Raw genomic sequence first — 18641 nt, forward strand, 5'->3', positions numbered from 1 at the left:
CGTTCTTCACACGCTTGACGATCGGATGCCTTGGGGACAAGGCAGGGCATGATTGATCCCAATCGCACCGCAGGACAGCGGCGGCTTGATCCGCGCCACAAGATGTTCAGCCCCGTCGCCCTGCATCTCGGCGATACGCAGACGCGGGCGCATTTTCTCGACCTTTCCTCCTCGGGCGCGCTTGCGCATTGCGAAACGCCGCCGTCGGCCGGCGCCTATATCATGGTCGAGGCCGCGGGAGTGCAGGCGAGCGGCCGTGTCATGTGGGTCGTCGGCAAGCGTTTCGGCATCCGGTTCAGCCAGCCCCTGACCGACCCGGCCATGGCCGTGCTGATCGAAGGCGCCTGACCCCTTTTACGCCCTCAACCCTTTTGCCGCCATTTCCGGAACAGCGACGCGCCCAGCAGGCCGCCGCCGACAAGCGCCGCGATCGCCCCGCCCGCACTCGCCAGAGCCCAGGCTCCGGCCGCCAGCAGACCGGTCAGGAAATCAACGATGATCAGCGTCAAATGGATCATCACCGTAGGAAGACGTCAGTCCTGCCCAAGTTCCTTCGCTTCCTGATATTTGAGTTCCAGGAAGCGGTTCTGCACCGCCAGCTTGTCAAGGTCGCCGCTGGCCAGATTCTCGCTCATCCGCGCAATTTCGGCGTCGATCACCCCCAATCCATCGATCAACTGCCGTTCGGGAATGCGGCCGTTGCGCTCTTCCCGCCGCAGCGGTTCGGGAATGGACTGGTAGCCGGTGACGAGTTCGGGCAGGTGATCGGTCAGCAATTTCCGGATTTCCTGGGCCGCCGGATCCTGTTCGCCCAGCCGTTCGAGTTGCGGCGCCAGGGTTTCCAGCTTGACGCCGATGCTGTCGACCAGGGTAACGGCCGGTGCGGGCAGGGCCTTGCGCTGGTTTTCCAGCCAGATTTCGGTTTGCAGGGGCAAAGCCGTGAGGGCGGTATCCGCCAACGCCTCGGCGCGCACTTTTTTCTCGCCGGGGGCAATGGCAATCAGCAGCACCGCCGCCATCATGACGCCCAGCGCGATCATCACCCCGGTCGTGCCGAGCGGGGTGATGAAGCCCGCCACCGCGCTGGCGACCAGAACAGCGACGATCGCCCAAAAGGCAAATTTGACCTTCCGCATCAGCGCGGCATTGCGGCGGTGCCGGGCGCGCGCCGACAGGCTCTGTCCGCGCTCGCTGTGGCGGCGGAGAACGGCCTCCGCGTCGGCCAGCACGCGGTCGGAACGACTCATTTCCTCAGGCCTCGATCGAACTCAGCAGCGGATTATCGGCGCGGGCCTGGTTTGCGGCCTGCGCCTGCCCCTCGGCACGCGCGATATAGCCCTTCGACTTCTCGACCTCGTTCGACAGCGTGGTCACCGTCGTCTTCATATTCTCCAGCGCCTTCAGCTTGAACGTGTCGATATTGTCCATCGTATCGTAGATATTCTGGAAGGCGCGCTGCAGCGTCTCGATCGGAATGGTGCTGGACGCCGCCTGCTCGTGAATCTGCGCTGTCTGGTTCTTCAGCATCTCGCCCGTCGAATCGATCATGTTCGCGGTCGTCGTGTTGAGTGCGGTGATCTGCTCCAGCACCAGGCGTTGCCCGACCAGCGCCTGCGCCACGGTAACGGCGGTACGCAGCGCCGCGACGGTCGTCGTGCTGGCGCGATCGACACCTTTCACCAGTTCGACATTGTTCTTCTTGACGAGGTCCAGCGCCAGATAACCCTGCACCGTCACCGCCATCTGCGTCAGCAAGTCCTGCGTGCGCTGGCGGATATAGAAAAGCGCGCTTTCGCGGATCGCCTTGGCCTTGGTGGGATCGATCGAATCCAGTTCCAGCGCCTTGGCCTCCAGCCGGGCGTCCAGCGCCTTGCTGATATGGATCATCTGTTCCAGGCGACCCATCGTCGCCCACATATTCTGCCGCTCGACATCGATCGCGGCATTGTCCTTGATCAGCACGTCCTTGCCGCTGGCGAGCGACCCGAGGATCGAATTGATGTGGCTCTGCGCACTCTTGTAGCTGTCGAAATAGTCGCGCATCCGATTGCCGAAGGGGATCAGGCCGAACAGCTTTTTTGGTGCGGTCAAGCTGCCGCGCTTGCCGGGATCGAGATCTTCCACAGTGCGGCGCAGTTCGGCCAGGTCCGCGCCGACCTTGCTGTCGCTGTCCATGGCGCGCACCGGCCGGTCCAGGAATCGGTTGGAATGCCCTGCGGCCTCGGCGATTTCCTTGCGCCCCATATTGGTGAGCTGGTCGACCCGCTGGCCGAATTCCGGCGAATTGGCGTCCTGCGCGACGAGATCGTCGATGAAGGCATCGACCTTCTCGTCGAGCTTTGACTTTTTGTCCTCGTCCAGCGGTACCAGGCCGGCCGCCTTTTCCGGCGCGACGGGCGGCACCGGATCGGGCGGGGTCAGGTTCAGCATGTCGCCGGAAGTCGTTGCGGCAGCGGTTGGCGCGGTCGAAGCCATGTTATCTCCCAGAAGCGCGTGGCGGGTCCGCTGTCATATGTGCATAAAACAGTGGGGCCGCAAGTCTGCCACAGCGTTATAAGGGCGCCCTGGTTGCCATTGCAATCGTCTGAGGTCTGGTTAGGATAACTCGGACAAGATGAGCAGGGGGATCAGATGAAAGGCCGGGAAGAAGCATGGGTGGCGGCGGTTGTCGCTGACCCCCGCTATCATGCACTGGTGGCGGCGCGCGCGCGGCTTGGATGGCTGCTCTCCATCATCATCTTCACGGCCTTTGCAGGTTATCTGCTGCTGATCGCGTTCGACAAGGCGCTGCTTGGCGCGCCGATCGGGACGGGCGTCACCTCCATCGGCATTCCCGTGGGTCTCGGCCTCATCCTGTTGGCGATCGCGCTCACGGGCGTCTATGTCGCCCATGCCAATCGCCATCATGACGCGCGGATGGCTGCGATCCTTTCGGATCATGTTCCCTCGCAGGAGTATGATGCATGAAGGGGTTTGTTACTGCCCTGGCGCTCCTGTTTCCCATCCCTGCCTTCGCCGCCGCGCTGGAGGGGGAGGCGCAGCGCCAGCCGTTGAACCTGGTCGCCATCCTCATGTTCGTCGCCTTTGTGGGCCTGACGCTCTGGATCACCAAGGCAGCGGCGGCGCGGACCCGTACCGCGTCCGACTTCTACACGGCGGGCGGCGGGATCAGCGGTTTCCAGAACGGCCTCGCCATGGCGGGCGATTATATGTCGGCGGCCTCCTTCCTCGGCATTTCGGCGCAGATCTTCAACGACGGCTATGATGGGCTCATCTACTCCACCGGCTTTCTGGTCGGCTGGCCTATCCTGCTGTTCCTGATGGCGGAGAGGTTGCGCAATCTAGGGCGCTACACCTTTGCCGATGTCGCTTCCTACCGCTTCGCCCAGCCACCGGTGCGCAGTTTCGCGGCGGTCAGTACCTTGCTGGTCGTCAGCTTCTACCTGATCGCGCAGATGGTGGGGGCGGGGCAGCTCATCAAATTATTGTTCGGCTTGCCCTATGCCGTGGCGGTGGTGATCGTCGGCGCGCTGATGATGCTCTATGTCCTCTTCGGCGGCATGCGCGCGACGACCTGGGTGCAGATCATCAAGGCAGTGCTGCTGCTAGGTGGCGCCAGCTTCATGGCGCTGATGGTGCTGGCGCAGATGGGCTTCAGCCTTGAAGCGCTGTTTGCCCGCGCGGTGGAAGTGAAGACTGAGGCCGCGCTTTCCAGCGGGGCCGCCATGGCTGAAGCGGCGGAGCGGGGCCGGTCGATCATGGGTCCGGGCAATTTCATCAAGGATCCCGTTTCGGCCATTTCCTTCGGCCTTGCACTGATGCTGGGGACGGCAGGGCTGCCGCATATCCTGATGCGTTTCTTTACCGTTCCGGATGCGAAGGAAGCGCGCAAGTCGGTGCTCTGGGCGACCGGATGGATCGGCTATTTCTACATCCTGACCTTCATCATCGGTTTCGGCGCGATCGTGCTGGTGGGGACGGACGGCAATTATCTGGACGGAGAAGGCGCGCTCCGCGGCGGCGGCAATATGGCGGCGATCCATCTGGCGCATGCGATTGGCGGCAATGCCTTCCTGGGCTTCATTTCGGCGGTGGCGTTCGCGACCATCCTTGCCGTGGTGGCTGGGCTGACGCTTTCGGCGGCATCCGCGGTCAGCCATGATCTCTACGCTACGGTCTTCAAAAATGGTCGGGCGAGTTCGGCGGACGAACTGCGCGTGTCGCGGTTGACCACGCTGGCGCTGGGTGCGCTGGCAGTGCTGCTGGGACTGGTGTTCGAGAAGCAGAACGTGGCCTTCATGGTCAGCCTTGCCTTCGCGTTGGCGGCGTCGGGCAATTTTCCCGTGCTGATCCTCTCGCTGCTCTGGAGCGGCTGCACCACCCGTGGCGCGGCATGGGGCGGGACCATCGGCCTGTTGACGGCCTTTGTCCTGACCCTGCTGTCACCCACGGTCTGGACGACCACCTTCGGTCTGGGACCCGCGCCTTTTCCCTATAGTTCGGCGGCGATCTTTTCCGTTCCGGCGGGTTTCCTCTCGATCTGGCTGATCTCTCTGCTTGACCGATCGCCGCGCGCTGCGGTGGACAGGGCGGGCTATACGGCGCAGCGGGTGCGGGCGGAAACCGGAATAGGGGCCTTCGCCGCGTCCGACCATTAAAGGCGGCGTCCGTCGTCGCGCAGAACTTGCCGCAGCGCGTCATTTCCTGTAGGGGCGCGCCCGATAGTCCTGAGCAGGCGCGGTGCCGGCCGGGAAACCTTAAATCCCGAAGGCAGTTGCATGTCCCTGCGTAATATCGCGATCATCGCGCACGTCGACCATGGCAAGACCACGCTCGTCGACCAGCTTTTCCGCCAGTCCGGCACCTTTCGCGACAACCAGCGCGTCGAGGAACGGGCGATGGATTCGAACGACCTGGAAAAGGAACGCGGCATCACCATCCTGGCGAAGCCCACCTCGGTCGAATGGAACGGCACCCGCATCAACATCGTCGACACGCCCGGCCACGCCGATTTCGGCGGTGAGGTGGAGCGCATCCTGTCCATGGTCGACGGCGTGATCCTGCTGGTCGATTCGTCGGAAGGCGCGATGCCGCAAACCAAGTTCGTGACTGGCAAGGCGCTGGCGCTGGGCCTGAAGCCCATCGTCGTCGTCAACAAGGTCGACCGTCCCGACGAGCGTATCCAGGAAGTGCTGGACGAGGTGTTCGACCTGTTCGTGACGCTGGATGCCACTGACGAGCAGCTCGACTTCCCGGTGCTCTACGCTTCGGGCCGCAACGGCTATGCCAATGAAGACCCGTCGCTGCGTTCGGGCACGCTGGAGCCGTTGTTCCAGAAGATCGTCGACCATGTGCCGCCGCCGGCGCTGGACGTGGACGCGCCGTTCAGCTTCCTGGTGACGTTGCTTGACCGCGACAATTTCCTGGGTCGTGTCCTCACGGGCCGCGTCAATTCGGGCACGCTGAAGGTCAATCAGGCGATCCATGCCATTGATGCGGACGGCAATGTGCTGGAAACCGGCCGTGCGTCGAAGATCCTGTCCTTCCGTGGCCTGGAACGCGTGCCGGTGGAAGAAGCCAGGGCGGGGGACATCATCTCGCTGGCCGGCCTGACGGTCGCGACCGTCGCCAACACCATCGCCGATCCGTCGGTCACCAGCGCGATCCGGGCCCAGCCGATCGACCCGCCGACCCTGTCGATGCGCTTTGCCGTCAATGATTCGCCCATGGCGGGCCGCGAAGGCAGCAAGGTGACCAGCCGCATGATCCGCGACCGCCTGATGCGCGAAGCCGAATCCAATGTCGCGATCAAGGTGACGGAATCGGCGGACAAGGACAGTTTCGAAGTCGCCGGTCGCGGTGAACTTCAGCTTGGCGTGCTGATCGAGACGATGCGCCGCGAAGGCTTCGAACTCGGCATTTCGCGTCCCCGCGTGCTGTTCGGCGAGGACGAGAACGGCAACCGGACCGAGCCCTATGAGACTGTCGTGATCGACGTGGACGATGAGTTCTCCAGCACGGTCGTCGACAAGATGAACCAGCGCAAGGCGGAAATGACCGACATGCGCCCGTCGGGCGGCGGCAAGACCCGCATCACCTTCTCCGCACCCTCGCGCGGCCTGATCGGCTATCACGGCGAATTCCTGTCCGACACGCGCGGCACCGGCATCATGAACCGGCTGTTCGAGAAATATGGCCCGCACAAGGGCAATATCGAAGGCCGCAAGAATGGCGTGCTGATCTCCAACGGCGTGGGTGAGGCGGTGGCCTATGCCCTTGGCCCGCTGGAAGAGCGCGGCGTCCTGATGGTCGGCGTGGGCGAAGCGCTCTACGAAGGCATGATCATCGGCCAGAACGCCAAGCCGGAAGACCTGGAAGTCAACCCGATGAAGTCGAAGGCGCTGACGAACTTCCGCGCTTCGGGCAAGGACGACAGCATCCGCCTGACCCCGCCATGGAAGATGACGCTGGAACAGGCCATCGCTTACATTGACGACGATGAAATGGTCGAGGTGACGCCCAAGAACATCCGTCTGCGCAAGCGCTATCTCGACCCGAACGAGCGCAAGCGCATGTCGCGGGCCAAAGCCGCCGCCTGATCTGGCGGAAGGACGAAAAAAGGGGCTGGCATCGCGAGATGCCGGCCCTTTTTGCGTTTGGAAGGTCCGGAATGGGCCGTTTTCCGCCGAAGTTCACACCATATGCGCGCGCATGCGCGCCCGCGCGTAGCGTTCGGGGCAATGATTTCCACATGTCAAAGACGGAGCGGGAATAGGCAGGCCGGGGGATGTAGGACAGGATAAAAATGGTGCCGGATCGCGGAATAGGATGCTTTTTCGCCCGCCGTGGCACGGAGGATACAGTTGGTTGGGGAGACCTTGCCTCCGGCCATCGTCCCGCTGCCAGCAAGGCCCGCATATCGCCTCCACAACCGCCTGTTTCACCTTCGCAAAGCTGCTGGCTTCCGTGCTGCGCGCTCTTTATGGTCGCGCAATTCTTTCTTCCCGCGAAAGCTCCTCATGCACCTCCTCACAGGCCTAGCCGGTATCGCGCTGATCCTTGCCATTGCCGTCGCCCTTTCTTCCGACCGCCGCGCCATCCGGCTTCGCGTCGTCGGCGCGGCATTCCTGTTGCAGGCGGGCATTGCCCTGCTGGTGCTTTATGTCCCCGCCGGACGCGCCGCCATCGCCGGCATATCGCGTGGCGTGGCGAACCTGCTCGGCTATGCGCAGGCTGGAACGGATTTCATCTTCGGCCCGCTCGCCAAGCCGGAGATTGGCGGCGCGAGCTTTGCCATTGCCGCCTTGCCGGTGATCATCTTCTTCGCCAGCCTGGTTTCGATCCTCTACCATCTGGGCATCATGCAGCAGATCGTGCGCTGGGTCGGCGGCGCGATCGAGAAGGTGACGGGCGTTTCGAAGGTCGAAAGTCTCTGCGCCGCCGCCAACATCTTCGTCGGGCAAAGCGAAAGCCCCCTCGTCATCCGCCCCTATCTGGCGGGACTGACGCCGCCGCAGCTTTTCGCGGTGATGACCAGCGGCATGGCGGGGGTCGCGGGAACCATATTGGCCGCCTATGCCGCCATGGGCATCAAGATCGATTATCTGCTGGCGGCGAGTTTCATGTCAGCGCCCGGCGGCCTGCTGATGGCGAAGATCATGATGCCGGACGAAGCGGACCGTGAACCCGAACTTCCGCTGGGCGATCATCCCGACATCGTCCTTCCTGAAAACCGGATCGGCGGCACCGGCCCCGCTGTGCTGGCGCCGGAGGAAATGTCGCGCGATCCGATGCCGTCCGCCGCCCATGATGAGGAGAAGCCGGCCAACCTGATCATGGCGGCCGCGCAGGGCGCGCAGACGGGCGTGAAGCTGGCCGTGGCGGTCGGCGCCATGCTGCTGGCCTTCGTTGCGCTGGTCGCACTGGCAAACGGCATATTGGGCGGCATCGGCGGCTGGCTCGGCTATCCCGGCCTCAGCTTCCAGCAGCTATTGGGCTATGTCTTTTCACCGGTCATGTATCTGCTCAACATTCCCTGGACGGAGGCGCAGGTGGCGGGTGGCCTGTTCGGCACCAAGGTCGTGCTCAACGAGTTCGTCGCCTATATCAACCTGGGGCAGGTGCAGGGTGCGCTGTCGCCCGCGACCGTCGCCATCGTCACATTCGCGCTTTGCGGCTTCGCCAATTTCAGCTCGATAGCGATCCAGATGGCCGTCACGGGCAATCTGGCGCCGAGCCAGCGCCCGGTGATCGCCCGGCTGGGGGTCAAGGCGCTGGTCGCGGGCAGCCTGGCCAATCTGATGAGCGCGGCGCTGGCCGGACTGATGCTCAGCCTGCGCTGATCGTTCCGAATCCATTTGCTGTCCTGCGAAAGTCAGGCTTCTGCCAGGACGAGTGAAAACAGCCCCTCCTCATCGCTCCATTCGCGCACCGGTTCCCAGTCACCGGCGCGCAGCAGCAGCCTTTCGTCGCGTGGGCCATATTTATGGCTGCTTTCGGTATGGATCGTTTCGCCCTCCGTCATGCGGAAGCATTGGCCCGCGACGTGGAAGTGAAGCGGCCGCACCGCTTCCAGATGCATTTCAATCCGCGCCTTGTCGTCGTTCCAGACGGCGCGATGGACGAAGCCGTCCAATGGCAGGTCGCCGTCCAGTTCCCGATTGATGCGCCTGATCAGGTTGAGGTTGAATGCTGCCGTCACGCCGGCTGCGTCATCATAGGCGGCGACCAGCCGGCCGCGATCCTTGATCCGGTCCATGCCGATCAGCAGCATCGCTCCCTCGCCGAGAAGGCGCCGCATCGCCCGCAGCAGGTCGACCGCCGCATGGGGTTCCATATTGCCGATGGTCGATCCGGGGAAGAAGCCAAGGCGTGGCAGCCCGTCGATCGCGGTGGGCAAGGCCAGATCGGTGTTGAAGTCGCCCACCAGCGGCAAAACCGGCAAGCCCGGAAAGGCCGATGCCAATTGCGCGCTCGACGCATGGAGGAAGTCGCCGCTGATGTCGACCGGCACATAGGCGGCCGGATCGATGGCGCGCAGCAGATGGGGGGTTTTGCGTGCACTGCCCGCGCCGAATTCCACCACGGCCCGGCCGGGGCCGATCGCGGCGGCGAAATCCCGGCCATGCCGCTCCAGCAGGGCGGTTTCCGTGCGTGTCGGATAATATTCCGGCAGATCGGTGATCGCTTCGAACAGTTCCGAACCGCGCTGGTCGTAGAACCAGATGGGCGGCGTCGCCTTGGGCTCGCGGGACAGCCCCTCGATAATGTCCCGCCGGAAGGCCGGATCGGGGGCGGGCAGCGATGGCGGGGCATTTTCGGTCAGGAGCATCGCCTCACAGATCCTTTGCCAGCCGCAGTCCGGTGAACTGCCAGCGTTGATGGGGGTAGAAGAAATTGCGGTAGCTCGCGCGCAAATGACCCCGCGGGGTGGCGCAACTGCCGCCCTTCAGCACGAACTGGCCGGACATGAACTTGCCGTTATATTCGCCCACCGCACCCTCGGCGGCGCGGAAACCGGGGTGGGGGCGATAGGCGCTGCCCGTCCATTCCCAGACGTCGCCGAACATCTGCGTCAGGGCGGCAGCACCGTTCGCGGCGCGGGGGCGGGGGCAGGCCGCATCGTCCAACTGATTGCCGCTGGTAGGCGCGATATTGAGTGCCGCACTTTCCCATTCCGCCTCCGTGGGCAGTCGCGCGCCCGCCCATCGGGCATAGGCGTCCGCCTCATAGAGGCTGATATGGCATACCGGGGCGGCGGGATTGACCGGCTTGCGCCCGTCCAGGCCAAAGCGCGTCCAACCTCGTCCGTCCCGTCGCCAGTAAAGCGGTGCGTCGATCCGTTCCGCCTCTACCCAGGCCCAGCCGTCCGACAGCCAATGGGCGGCGTCGGCATAGCCGCCATCCTCCATGAAGCTGATCCATTCGCCATTGGTTATCGGCCGGTGCGCCAGGGCATGGGGGTGGAGAATCGTCTTGTGGCGGGGGGTTTCGCAATCGAAGGCGAAATCGCTCTTTCCGTCATCGCCGATCTCGACCAGGCCCTGCCGACCCTCGATCCAGTGGAGCGGGCCGGGAACGGGCGCCGGCAGCGCATTGGGCGCATCGTGCAGGGCCGGCTCCAGCGGGTTCAGCGACAACAGATGCTGCATGTCGGTGAGCATGAGTTCCTGATGCTGCTGTTCATGGTGAAGGCCGAGCAGCACCAGAGCCTGCGCATCGGGCATCAGCATCGGCAGCGCGGTGGTCAGCGCCGCGTCGACATGGGCGCGGTAGGCGCGGATTTCATCCAGCGTCGGGCGGGTGAGCATGCCCCGCATCGGCCGGGCGTGGCGTGGACCCTCGGCCTCATAGTAGCTGTTGAACAGATAGGCGTAATGCGGGTCGAAGGGCGTGTAGCCCGCCACATTGTCGCGCAGGACGAAGCTTTCGAAGAACCAGCTCACATGGGCCAGGTGCCATTTGGCGGGGGAAGCATCGGCCATGGACTGGACCGTGGCGTCCGCGTCCGACAGGGGCGCGGCGATCGCCTCGCTCAACGCCCGCACTTCGCGGTAGCGGGTCAGGAGGTCGATCTGGCCCGGTGCGGTCCGGCTTCTTGCCATGCATGCCCCTTCGATACGGTTGCGCCGCTCTCAACCAATAATCGCATGAGGGGGCCTGTAGGTTCCGACCATGCCCGGCGCATCCATGGGAATTGCTGGACAAGGGCGCGTCGCTTGACCAAATGATGGCCAGTCATGACCAAGCGCATCCTTCTCATCGTGTCGGGCGGCATCGCGGCCTACAAATCGCTGGAGCTGGTGCGGCTGCTGCGCAAGCGGGGCATTGCCGTGCGGGCGGTGCTGACGGAGAGCGCCGGGAAATTCGTGACGCCGCTGTCGCTGGGCGTGCTGACCGAGGACCATGTCTATGGCGACATGTTCGACCTCAAGGAAGAGCGGGAGATCGGCCATATCCAGCTTTCGCGGCAGGCCGACCTGGTGGTGGTTGCGCCGGCGACGGCGAACATAATTGCCAAGATGGCCGGCGGCATTGCCGATGATCTGGCGACCACGTTGCTGCTAGCGACCGACAAGCCGGTGCTTGCCGTCCCAGCGATGAACGTGCGCATGTGGCATCATGCGGCGACGCAGCGGAACGTTGCCCAGCTCAAGGCCGACGGCGTGCATGTGATGGAACCGGACAGCGGCGAAATGGCCTGCGGCGAATTCGGCAAGGGCCGTCTGCCCGATCCCGAGGCGATCGCGGCGGAAATGGCGCGGCTGCTCGCCCGGCCGCTTGCCGCCGATCCGCTTGCGGGGCAGCCGGATTTCGAGACGGCGGATGCACCGCTTGCGGGACGGCATGTGCTGGTGACGGCGGGGCCGACGCATGAGCCGATCGACCCGGTCCGCTACATCGCCAACCGATCATCCGGCAAGCAGGGCTTTGCCATAGCGGCCGCAGCGGCGCGGGCAGGCGCGCGGGTGACTTTGGTGGCGGGCCCCGTACATCTGCCGACGCCAGCGGGCGTAAGCCGCGTCGATGTGGAAACCGCGCGGGAGATGCTGGCGGCGGTGGAAGCCGCGTTGCCGGCCGATGCGGCGATCATGGTGGCGGCCGTCGCGGACTGGCGCACGGCCGATGCCGCGGATCAGAAGCTCAAAAAGGATGGCTCCGGCAAGCCATCGCCCTTGGCCCTGGTGGAGAATCCCGACATCCTCGCCACGCTGGCCCGGCATGCGAAGCGTCCCACCCTGCTGGTCGGCTTTGCCGCCGAGACGCAGAAGATCGCCGAACATGCGCAGGCGAAGCTGGCGCGCAAGGGCGCCGACTGGATCGTCGCCAACGATGTGTCGGGCCCACCCGGCTCCAGCGTGATGGGTGGCGATTCCAACAGTGTGCACATTGTTTCGAAAGATGGCGTCGAGAGCTGGGACCATCTGCCCAAGGATGCCGTCGCCACCCGCTTGATAGAAAAGGTCGCTCATGTCCTCTCCTCTTCCGCCCATTGAAATCCGCCTGAAGCGCCTGCCCCATGGGGAGGGCCTGCCGGTGCCGGCCTATGCCACGGCGCATGCGGCGGGGCTGGATGTCGTGTCGGCGGAGGACGTCACCCTCGCGCCTGGCGGCCGGCATGCGGTGGCGACGGGTTTTGCCATGGCGATTCCGGAAGGTTATGAAGTGCAGGTGCGGCCGCGATCCGGTCTGGCGCTGAAACATGGCATCAGCCTGCCCAACACGCCGGGGACGATCGATGCGGACTATCGCGGCGAGTTGAAGGTCATATTGATCAATCTGGGCGAGGAACCCTTTGTGATCGCGCGGGGCGACCGGATCGCGCAACTGGTCGCCGCGCCGGTGCAGGTGGCCCGCTTCGCCGAGGTCGAGGAACTGGACGAGACGGCGAGGGGCGCGGGCGGCTTCGGATCGACGGGGGTGCGTAACTGATGGCATCCCTCCCCCTCACCGACGATCAGCTTGAACGCTATGCCCGCCATATCGTGCTGAAGGAGATTGGCGGCGCGGGCCAGGCGCGGCTGTTGTCGGCGGATGTGGCGATCATCGGTGCGGGCGGGATCGGCAGCCCGGCGATCCTCTATCTCGCGGCGGCGGGGGTCGGGACCATCCGGGTGATAGACGATGATATCGTCGCCCTCTCCAATCTTCAGCGGCAGGTGCTGTTCGACACCGACGCGATCGGCGCGTCCAAGGCCGAAAGCGCGATGGCGGCCGTTGCGCGGCTCAATCCGGACGTGAAGCTGATCCCGATCAATGCCCGTATCGATGCGGACAATGCCGCGCTGATGCTGCGGGACGCGGATGTGGTGCTGGACGGTTGCGACAGTTTCGCGACCCGGCTGGCGGTGGCCGATTGCACGCAAAAGCTGAGGATTCCGCTGGTTTCGGCGGCGGTCGGGCCATTTGAGGGGCAGTTGGCCACCTATCGCGGCTGGGAAGCGGGCAAGCCCTGCTATCGCTGCCTTGTCGGATCGCCGGAGGATGCGCCGGAGCGGAATTGTTCCGAAACGGGCGTGATCGGGGCGTTGACGGGCGTGATGGGCAGCCTGGCGGCGCTGGAGGTGATCCGCGCGCTGGTTCCCTTTGGCGAAGATATGGCGGGGCGCCTGCTGCTCGCCGACCTGCTGTCGATGCGGTTCCGGACCGTGGCGGTGCCCAAGGACGCCGCCTGCCAGGGCTGCGCCGCGGAACTATGCGCGAACTGAGGATCGTCGTCGCGACGGCGGATGCCGAGCGGCTGCGCGGCGCATTGGTGATGGCGGCGACCCAGGCGGCGCTGGGCGGCGGCGCGGTCCTGTTCCTGCAACTGGATGCGGTAGGGCTGTTGCGCATGCCCCTGGCAGCGCCCCTTGACGAAGCGCATCGGTCGGCGGGCCTGCCCTCGCTGGCGATGCTGATCGAAGAGGCGGTGGAATTGGGCGTGACCCTGCTCGCCTGTCAGAGCGGACTTGTGCTTTGCGGCATGTCGGCGGACGATCTGCCCAAGGGTGTGGAGGTTAGCGGGCCGATCGGGTTCCTGCAGCAGACGAGCGACGAGGCCCGGCTGATATTCGTGTGAGGTGGCTGGCCCGTTCATGGGGCCGGGAAACGGGCGGTCTGCTGACGACAATTGTCCTGGAGCATGTTTTCCGAGCCGTCAGGGCTGAATGTCGATTCGTCCTAGAAGGATTGGCCCCAGAATTTGGCGACCTTCGGATCGCTGGCGCAGGAGGTTCGCAGCGCCTGCCATTGCGCCTGATCCAGCGCCGGTCGGTAAGCTGTGCCCGGCTTGACGGCGGCGGCGAAGCGGCGGCGGCGTTCGGCGGAGAGCGGATGGGAGGAAAGCCAGCTCATCGCCCGCGCTTCCGTGCCTTCATCCTTGCCGCCGATCCGATCGAAGAAGGCGGCGGTCGCGGCGGGCGAAATCCCGGCGGCGCGCATCTGGTCGATGGCGACCCCGTCCGCGGCAGACTCCGCGCCGCGGCCGTAGCTCAGCGACAATACGCCGTTCAGATAATTGCCCGCATTGCCCCCCGCGCCGCCCAGCACGACGCTGAGGCCAAGCTGGCGGATGAGGCCCGTCATCGTGTCGCGGTGGCGCACATGGCCCAGTTCATGGCCAAGCACGCCCGCGACTTCATCGGCGGACTTTGCCTGCTGGACCAGTCCGTCGAAGAGGATGATCCGTCCCCCCGGCAATGTTACCGCATTCACCATCGGAATATTGGCAAGTGCGATGTCGCGGGCCTCATGGCCCGGGTCGATCCGTGCCGCCAGTCCCCTGAGCGCGGCATCGCCCGCCGGCGTGTGGCAGAAACGGCCGCCGAAATCGCCCACCATGGCGTCGCCCATCCGGTTCTCCCAGGCGTGCGGGACGAGCGGGGCGATGGCGGCGGGTGCCTCGAGCGCGCCCCAGATGATGAGAGCGGCGGCGATGGTGAAGACGGCGGCCGCCGGCCACAGGCCGAAGCGGTCGATCCAGCGGCCATAGCGTTCGCCCTTCGGCAAATGGGTGGCGATGTCGGCTGGCGCTTCGCCGGAAAAGCCCATGCGCCAGCCGGGAACCGTCTTATGGCCATAGGCGGAACGATCACCCTGCAGGCCGATGACGGTGAGGTCGCTCCAGTCGGCGGGCAGGCCCGCCCAGCCGCTTTCCGGCTCCTCCAGCACAAAGCCCGTGCCGGCGGGTCGCAGCAGGACTTCGCGCCGGACCGCCGTCACGCCGTCATAATGCCAGAGCCGGAAGTCGGACATGCGGCTTAGAAAGCGCCCACGTCGAGCGCGTCCAGCAGGCCCTCGCCATGGCGGCTGGTCTTCGTCTGCGACTGGGTGAGTTCGTCGGTATAGATGGCGCCCGTCACGCCCATATGGGTGACGAAGAATTTCCAGTGCCGATATTGCAGGAAGATCGACCCGATGCCGAGCGTGCAGGCCACCAACGCAATGTCGCCCAGGAACAGCAATATCCAGTCCCTGGTCCGGGCGTAGAAATGGAAGTCGAGGCCGGTGAGCGACAGCCCTTCCACCGCTTCGCGGAAGAAGCTGGCGTAGAAGGCGAGCGCGATGAGGCCGAGCCCCAGATAAAAGACCAGCACGAGCGCGATGATGCCTATTATGACCCCGGCCATGTGGGAGCCCACATTGTCCTGCCCCGGAAAGCCCACCATGGCGACCATCACCCCTCCGCCCACGAACAGCAGGATCGGCAGGAGGTAGAAGAGCAGGAAACGCCTGAAGGTCGGGCCGTGATCGCCCGCGGCTTCGAAGGCATGCGGGCCGAAGCTCATCTTGTTCCAGCGCTCGTTCCACAGCGACATCATCGACCAGGGGATGAGCAGTCCGAGAGCCAGGCTGCCCACCGCGGACTTCCACATATAGGAAATGCCGTAGCCAAAGCCCTGATCGTCGCTGCCGCCCCGGATGCCGTGCCACCATGTCCGGCTGAGCCGGTAGCGCAGCGCGCGGAAGCGGGCGAGGCCGACCATGTAGAAGATCGTCACGAACGCCGCGAGCGTCAGTATCGCGGCTATCCCCTGATGCCCCTGGAGGATCAGCGCCTGCGCGCCGAATTGCAGGAAGAGGAAGGGCAGGCCGATCAGCACGACCACCATCAGGAAGCCCAGGAACAGTTCCTTGCCCGTGCCCGTCCATTCCAGCCGGTCGTCGATGAAGCGTGTATTCGCCCAGAGATAGCGCCGCGTGCGCGTCGTCGCCCAGAAGCGGTATATGCCCAGCGTGACGATCGTCAGCAGCAGGTTGGTGAAGGCGATCGGCGCATAGTCGCGCCAGTTGCCCTCGAAAGCGAAGCCGTCGCCGCCTATGCGTTCCTGATCCATGATGCCCCCCCCCCTTTGGTCCCCGGTGGGAGAAGACTATGCCGGGGACCGTCGGTCAAGGGGTTTCATGGTTGTATGGAATGCTATCCCGCTGAAATCAGGCGGATCGGCATTTTACGGGTGATCAGAAGCTGGCGTAGCGTTCATTGCCGATGAAGCCGAGCTTCGTCACGCCTGACCGGCGGATGTCGGCCAGCACTTCATCCACCGTCACATAGCGGGCGCCGGCATCGGGCTGGAACTGCAGCTCCGGTTCGGCAGGCAGGCGCAGCGAGGCGGCAAGATATTGGCGGAGCGTCAGCCGGTCGACGGCCCCGCCGTTCCAGCGGATGGTGCCGTCGGCATCGATGCCGACCCTGTTCTTGACGGTGTCGACCGGTGGTGGGATCAATTCCCTGGGGGTCTGCGGCAGGTCGACGCCGACGCTGTGCGTCTGGATCGGGATCGTGATGATGAACATGATCAGCAGCACCAGCATCACGTCGATCAGCGGCGTGGTGTTCATGTCCGACATTGGCGTTTCCCCGTCGCCCGGCCGGGGTCTTGCGAAGCTCAAGGCCATATGCATCCCTCCTGTTGAAATAATGATATAACAACACATGCATGATGCACCGACTGCGATGCACTGACAAGAGGGCTTCTCTGGCAAGAGGGCTTCTATTGACAGGGCGGGCGGCCCATTTATGGGGAAGGCGCGGCCCTTTTCGGCTGCGCAACCTGCATTTCAACAGAAAGACCCCCCGTGTCCGCCATGCTCAAGATAACCCTGCCCGATGGTTCCGTGCGTGAAGTCGCGCCCGGCACTACCCCGGCGGACATTGCGGCGGCGATCGGGCCGGGCCTGGCCAAGGCTGCCATCGCCGCGCGCGTCGATGGCGAACTGCGCGACATCATGCGGCCGCTGGAGGCCGACGCGCAGCTGGCGCTGGTGACGGCGAAGGACGAGGCCGATGCGCTGGAACTGGCGCGGCACGACTTTGCCCATGTGCTGGCCGAAGCGGTGCAGGCGCTTTTTCCGGGGACGCAGATCACCTTCGGTCCGGCGACGGACGATGGTTTCTATTATGACTTCGCGCCCCCGGTCGTCGAAGGAAAGCAGCGGCCCTTCACGGAGGAAGACCTGCCCGCCATCGAGGCGAAGATGCGGGAGATCATTGCCGCCGACAAGCCGCTCAGGCGTGAAGTGTGGAAGCGCGAGGAACTGATCGCGCGCTGGCGGGCGGAGGGCGAGACGTTCAAGGCCGAATGGGCCGCCGAGCTGCCCGACGGCGAGGAACTGACCGTCTATTGGTCGGGTGGCGACTGGCTCGACATGTGCCGCGGACCGCATCTGGCCTCGACAGGCAAGCTCGATCCGGCGGCGTTCAAGCTGACCCGCGTGTCGGGCGCCTATTGGCGCGGCGACCAGAAAAATGCGATGCTTTCGCGCATCTATGGCACCGGCTGGCTCAATCGTAAGCAGCTCGACGCGCATCTGACGCGGCTGGAGGAAGCGGGCAAGCGCGACCATCGCAAGCTGGGCGCGGAGATGGACCTGTTCCACCTTCAGCAGGAAGCGCATGGCAGCGTCTTCTGGCACCCCAAGGGCTATATCATCTGGCGCGAACTGGAAGCCTATATGCGCCGTGCCATCGATGCGGCGGGCTATCGCGAGGTGAAGACGCCGCAGGTGATGGACGCGCGCCAGTGGGAGCAGTCGGGCCACTGGGGCAAATATCGCGAGAATATGTTCGTCATCCCCGACGAAGTGCCCAATGTCGCGGATGAAGGGCCGCTGGTGTCGGACGATGCCGACTGGATGGCGTTGAAGCCCATGAATTGCCCGGCGCATGTCCTGATCTTCCGCCAGGGGATCAAGAGCTATCGCGACCTGCCCTTGCGTTTCTACGAAAATGGCTGCTGCCATCGCAACGAGCCGCATGGGGCGCTGCATGGCCTGATGCGCGTGCGCCAGTTCACGCAGGACGACGCGCACATCTTCTGCCGTGAGGACCAGATCGTGGAGGAGGTGCGGGCCTTCTGCGCGCTGGCCGACCGCATCTACAAGGATTTCGGCTTCACCTACTCGATCAAGCTCGCCCTGCGTCCGGAAAAGCGCTTCGGCAGCGATGCGATGTGGGACCAGGCGGAAAATGAACTGCGCGACGCGGTGGCGGCGGCGGGCCTCAATACGCCCGAATTTGGCTGGGAGGAACTGCCGGGTGAAGGCGCCTTCTATGCGCCGAAGCTGGAATGGCACCTGACCGATGCGATCGGGCGGACATGGCAGGTCGGCACCATCCAGTCGGACCGGGTGCTGCCGGAGCGGCTGGACGCATCCTATGTGGGTGAGGATGGCGAGCGGCATCGGCCGGTGATGCTCCATCGCGCGATCTTCGGCTCCTATGAACGGTTCATCGGCATCCTCATTGAACATTATGCCGGCCGTTTCCCGCTCTGGCTGGCGCCGGTGCAGGCGGTGGTGGCGACCATCGTGTCCGATGCGGACAGCTATGCGAGCCAGGTGGTGGAGAAGCTGCGGGCGGCCGGCATCCGCGCCGAAACCGACGTCCGCAACGAAAAGATCAACTACAAGGTGCGCGAGCATAGCCTTGCGAAAGTGCCGAATCTGTTGGTCGTCGGCCGCCGGGAGGCGGACGAAGGGACGGTGGCGCTGCGCGAGCTGGGCAAGGAAGGGCAGAGCCTTCTTTCTCTCGATGATGTCATCGCCCGTCTTGCAAAGGAGGCACGGGCACCCGATATGCGGTGAGGCAGCAATGCCACATGGGACCGGCAAATCAGCGATTGCGGACTTGCCGGCCCTTTCGGCTTTGCGCTAGAGGC

At 64.6% G+C, this 18641-nt stretch carries 18 protein-coding genes; 10 read left to right on the forward strand and 8 right to left on the reverse strand.

The genetic code is table 11. From position 1 onward, the window contains the following. Nucleotides 1-48 precede the first annotated feature (48 nt). Nucleotides 49-348: a PilZ domain-containing protein gene (locus MRBLMA1_RS20160; protein ID WP_363739332.1), complete on the forward strand. Its 300-nt coding sequence runs from the start codon at nucleotides 49-51 to the stop codon at nucleotides 346-348. Nucleotides 349-362: 14 nt separating this feature from the next. Here MRBLMA1_RS20160 and MRBLMA1_RS20165 read toward each other — a convergent pair whose 3' ends face one another. Genes MRBLMA1_RS20165 through MRBLMA1_RS20175 form a run of 3 tightly spaced genes read right to left on the reverse strand, consistent with a single transcriptional unit; the run spans nucleotide 363 to nucleotide 2475 of the window. Next, a complete protein-coding gene (locus MRBLMA1_RS20165; protein ID WP_167706561.1) occupies nucleotides 363-521 on the reverse strand; it encodes a hypothetical protein in 159 nt (52 codons plus the stop codon). A 12-nt stretch (nucleotides 522-533) separates the two neighbouring features. Continuing rightward, entirely contained in the window at nucleotides 534-1247 is a 714-nt protein-coding gene (locus tag MRBLMA1_RS20170; protein WP_363739334.1) for a hypothetical protein, read from the reverse strand. Between the two features lie 4 nt (nucleotides 1248-1251). Then, nucleotides 1252-2475 (reverse strand): toxic anion resistance protein, encoded by a 1224-nt coding sequence (locus MRBLMA1_RS20175; protein WP_363739336.1) that lies wholly within the window; start codon nucleotides 2473-2475, stop codon nucleotides 1252-1254. A 156-nt stretch (nucleotides 2476-2631) separates the two neighbouring features. Between MRBLMA1_RS20175 and MRBLMA1_RS20180 the strand changes: the two genes are divergently transcribed. From MRBLMA1_RS20180 to MRBLMA1_RS20195, 4 genes are all read left to right on the forward strand, one after another. Beyond that, nucleotides 2632-2967, forward strand: a complete 336-nt coding sequence (locus tag MRBLMA1_RS20180; protein WP_363739338.1) for a DUF485 domain-containing protein — start codon at nucleotides 2632-2634, stop codon at nucleotides 2965-2967. Then, complete coding sequence (locus MRBLMA1_RS20185; RefSeq protein ID WP_363739340.1) at nucleotides 2964-4658, forward strand: cation acetate symporter; 1695 nt, start codon at nucleotides 2964-2966, stop codon at nucleotides 4656-4658. Before MRBLMA1_RS20180 ends, MRBLMA1_RS20185 begins: the two co-directional genes overlap by 4 nt. Before the next feature lie 120 nt (nucleotides 4659-4778). Then, nucleotides 4779-6599: a translational GTPase TypA gene (gene typA / locus MRBLMA1_RS20190; protein ID WP_363739342.1), complete on the forward strand. Its 1821-nt coding sequence runs from the start codon at nucleotides 4779-4781 to the stop codon at nucleotides 6597-6599. Nucleotides 6600-7019: 420 nt separating this feature from the next. Continuing rightward, entirely contained in the window at nucleotides 7020-8342 is a 1323-nt protein-coding gene (locus MRBLMA1_RS20195) for a NupC/NupG family nucleoside CNT transporter (RefSeq protein WP_363739343.1), read from the forward strand. 32 nt (nucleotides 8343-8374) lie between these two features. On the opposite strand, the gene egtD is transcribed toward MRBLMA1_RS20195, so the two are convergent. Together egtD and egtB are read right to left on the reverse strand one after the other, a co-directional pair. Then, nucleotides 8375-9331, reverse strand: coding sequence for an L-histidine N(alpha)-methyltransferase (egtD, locus tag MRBLMA1_RS20200; RefSeq protein WP_363739344.1), 957 nt, complete (start codon nucleotides 9329-9331; stop codon nucleotides 8375-8377). Between the two features lie 4 nt (nucleotides 9332-9335). Further along, entirely contained in the window at nucleotides 9336-10604 is a 1269-nt protein-coding gene (egtB, locus tag MRBLMA1_RS20205) for an ergothioneine biosynthesis protein EgtB (protein WP_363739346.1), read from the reverse strand. Nucleotides 10605-10739: 135 nt separating this feature from the next. Here egtB and coaBC point away from each other — a divergent pair, with 135 nt between their 5' ends. From coaBC to MRBLMA1_RS20225, 4 genes are read left to right on the forward strand one after another with little or no spacing between them, the layout of a single operon-like run. Then, nucleotides 10740-11996, forward strand: coding sequence for a bifunctional phosphopantothenoylcysteine decarboxylase/phosphopantothenate--cysteine ligase CoaBC (gene coaBC / locus MRBLMA1_RS20210; RefSeq protein WP_363739348.1), 1257 nt, complete (start codon nucleotides 10740-10742; stop codon nucleotides 11994-11996). Then, a complete protein-coding gene (dut, locus tag MRBLMA1_RS20215; protein WP_363739350.1) occupies nucleotides 11971-12432 on the forward strand; it encodes a dUTP diphosphatase in 462 nt (153 codons plus the stop codon). Before coaBC ends, dut begins: the two co-directional genes overlap by 26 nt. Further along, nucleotides 12432-13208: a HesA/MoeB/ThiF family protein gene (locus MRBLMA1_RS20220; RefSeq protein ID WP_133653432.1), complete on the forward strand. Its 777-nt coding sequence runs from the start codon at nucleotides 12432-12434 to the stop codon at nucleotides 13206-13208. Before dut ends, MRBLMA1_RS20220 begins: the two co-directional genes overlap by 1 nt. Next, complete coding sequence (locus MRBLMA1_RS20225) at nucleotides 13196-13561, forward strand: DsrE/DsrF/DrsH-like family protein (RefSeq protein ID WP_363739352.1); 366 nt, start codon at nucleotides 13196-13198, stop codon at nucleotides 13559-13561. The genes MRBLMA1_RS20220 and MRBLMA1_RS20225 overlap by 13 nt, the downstream gene beginning before the upstream one ends. Nucleotides 13562-13662: 101 nt before the next feature. Here MRBLMA1_RS20225 and MRBLMA1_RS20230 read toward each other — a convergent pair whose 3' ends face one another. The 3 genes from MRBLMA1_RS20230 to MRBLMA1_RS20240 all read right to left on the reverse strand — a co-directional run bounded on the left by MRBLMA1_RS20230 (nucleotide 13663) and on the right by MRBLMA1_RS20240 (nucleotide 16380). After that, nucleotides 13663-14736, reverse strand: a complete 1074-nt coding sequence (locus MRBLMA1_RS20230) for a M48 family metallopeptidase (RefSeq protein WP_363739354.1) — start codon at nucleotides 14734-14736, stop codon at nucleotides 13663-13665. A 5-nt stretch (nucleotides 14737-14741) separates the two neighbouring features. Continuing rightward, nucleotides 14742-15818, reverse strand: coding sequence for a YjgN family protein (locus MRBLMA1_RS20235; protein ID WP_363739356.1), 1077 nt, complete (start codon nucleotides 15816-15818; stop codon nucleotides 14742-14744). Between the two features lie 124 nt (nucleotides 15819-15942). Beyond that, a complete protein-coding gene (locus MRBLMA1_RS20240) occupies nucleotides 15943-16380 on the reverse strand; it encodes an ExbD/TolR family protein (RefSeq protein ID WP_133653428.1) in 438 nt (145 codons plus the stop codon). A gap of 189 nt (nucleotides 16381-16569) precedes the next feature. On the opposite strand from MRBLMA1_RS20240, the gene thrS reads away from it, so the two are divergent. Continuing rightward, entirely contained in the window at nucleotides 16570-18567 is a 1998-nt protein-coding gene (gene thrS, locus MRBLMA1_RS20245) for a threonine--tRNA ligase (RefSeq protein WP_363739555.1), read from the forward strand. Nucleotides 18568-18641: the final 74 nt, after the last annotated feature.

The sequence above is a fragment of the Sphingobium sp. LMA1-1-1.1 genome (genome assembly GCF_040676365.1).
GTDB lineage: Bacteria > Pseudomonadota > Alphaproteobacteria > Sphingomonadales > Sphingomonadaceae > Sphingobium.

Excerpts from the sequence above, each read along its gene's own strand:
- MRBLMA1_RS20160 (WP_363739332.1), top strand. The coding sequence starts at position 49 with ATGATTGATCCCAATCGCACCGCAGGACAGCGGCGGCTTGATCCGCGC.
- MRBLMA1_RS20170 (WP_363739334.1), bottom strand. The coding sequence starts at position 1,247 with ATGAGTCGTTCCGACCGCGTGCTGGCCGACGCGGAGGCCGTTCTCCGC.
- MRBLMA1_RS20175 (WP_363739336.1), bottom strand. The coding sequence starts at position 2,475 with ATGGCTTCGACCGCGCCAACCGCTGCCGCAACGACTTCCGGCGACATG.
- MRBLMA1_RS20180 (WP_363739338.1), top strand. The coding sequence starts at position 2,632 with ATGAAAGGCCGGGAAGAAGCATGGGTGGCGGCGGTTGTCGCTGACCCC.
- MRBLMA1_RS20185 (WP_363739340.1), top strand. The coding sequence starts at position 2,964 with ATGAAGGGGTTTGTTACTGCCCTGGCGCTCCTGTTTCCCATCCCTGCC.
- typA (WP_363739342.1), top strand. The coding sequence starts at position 4,779 with ATGTCCCTGCGTAATATCGCGATCATCGCGCACGTCGACCATGGCAAG.
- MRBLMA1_RS20195 (WP_363739343.1), top strand. The coding sequence starts at position 7,020 with ATGCACCTCCTCACAGGCCTAGCCGGTATCGCGCTGATCCTTGCCATT.
- egtD (WP_363739344.1), bottom strand. The coding sequence starts at position 9,331 with ATGCTCCTGACCGAAAATGCCCCGCCATCGCTGCCCGCCCCCGATCCG.
- egtB (WP_363739346.1), bottom strand. The coding sequence starts at position 10,604 with ATGGCAAGAAGCCGGACCGCACCGGGCCAGATCGACCTCCTGACCCGC.
- coaBC (WP_363739348.1), top strand. The coding sequence starts at position 10,740 with ATGACCAAGCGCATCCTTCTCATCGTGTCGGGCGGCATCGCGGCCTAC.
- dut (WP_363739350.1), top strand. The coding sequence starts at position 11,971 with ATGTCCTCTCCTCTTCCGCCCATTGAAATCCGCCTGAAGCGCCTGCCC.
- MRBLMA1_RS20220 (WP_133653432.1), top strand. The coding sequence starts at position 12,432 with ATGGCATCCCTCCCCCTCACCGACGATCAGCTTGAACGCTATGCCCGC.
- MRBLMA1_RS20225 (WP_363739352.1), top strand. The coding sequence starts at position 13,196 with ATGCGCGAACTGAGGATCGTCGTCGCGACGGCGGATGCCGAGCGGCTG.
- MRBLMA1_RS20230 (WP_363739354.1), bottom strand. The coding sequence starts at position 14,736 with ATGTCCGACTTCCGGCTCTGGCATTATGACGGCGTGACGGCGGTCCGG.
- MRBLMA1_RS20235 (WP_363739356.1), bottom strand. The coding sequence starts at position 15,818 with ATGGATCAGGAACGCATAGGCGGCGACGGCTTCGCTTTCGAGGGCAAC.
- MRBLMA1_RS20240 (WP_133653428.1), bottom strand. The coding sequence starts at position 16,380 with ATGGCCTTGAGCTTCGCAAGACCCCGGCCGGGCGACGGGGAAACGCCA.
- thrS (WP_363739555.1), top strand. The coding sequence starts at position 16,570 with ATGCTCAAGATAACCCTGCCCGATGGTTCCGTGCGTGAAGTCGCGCCC.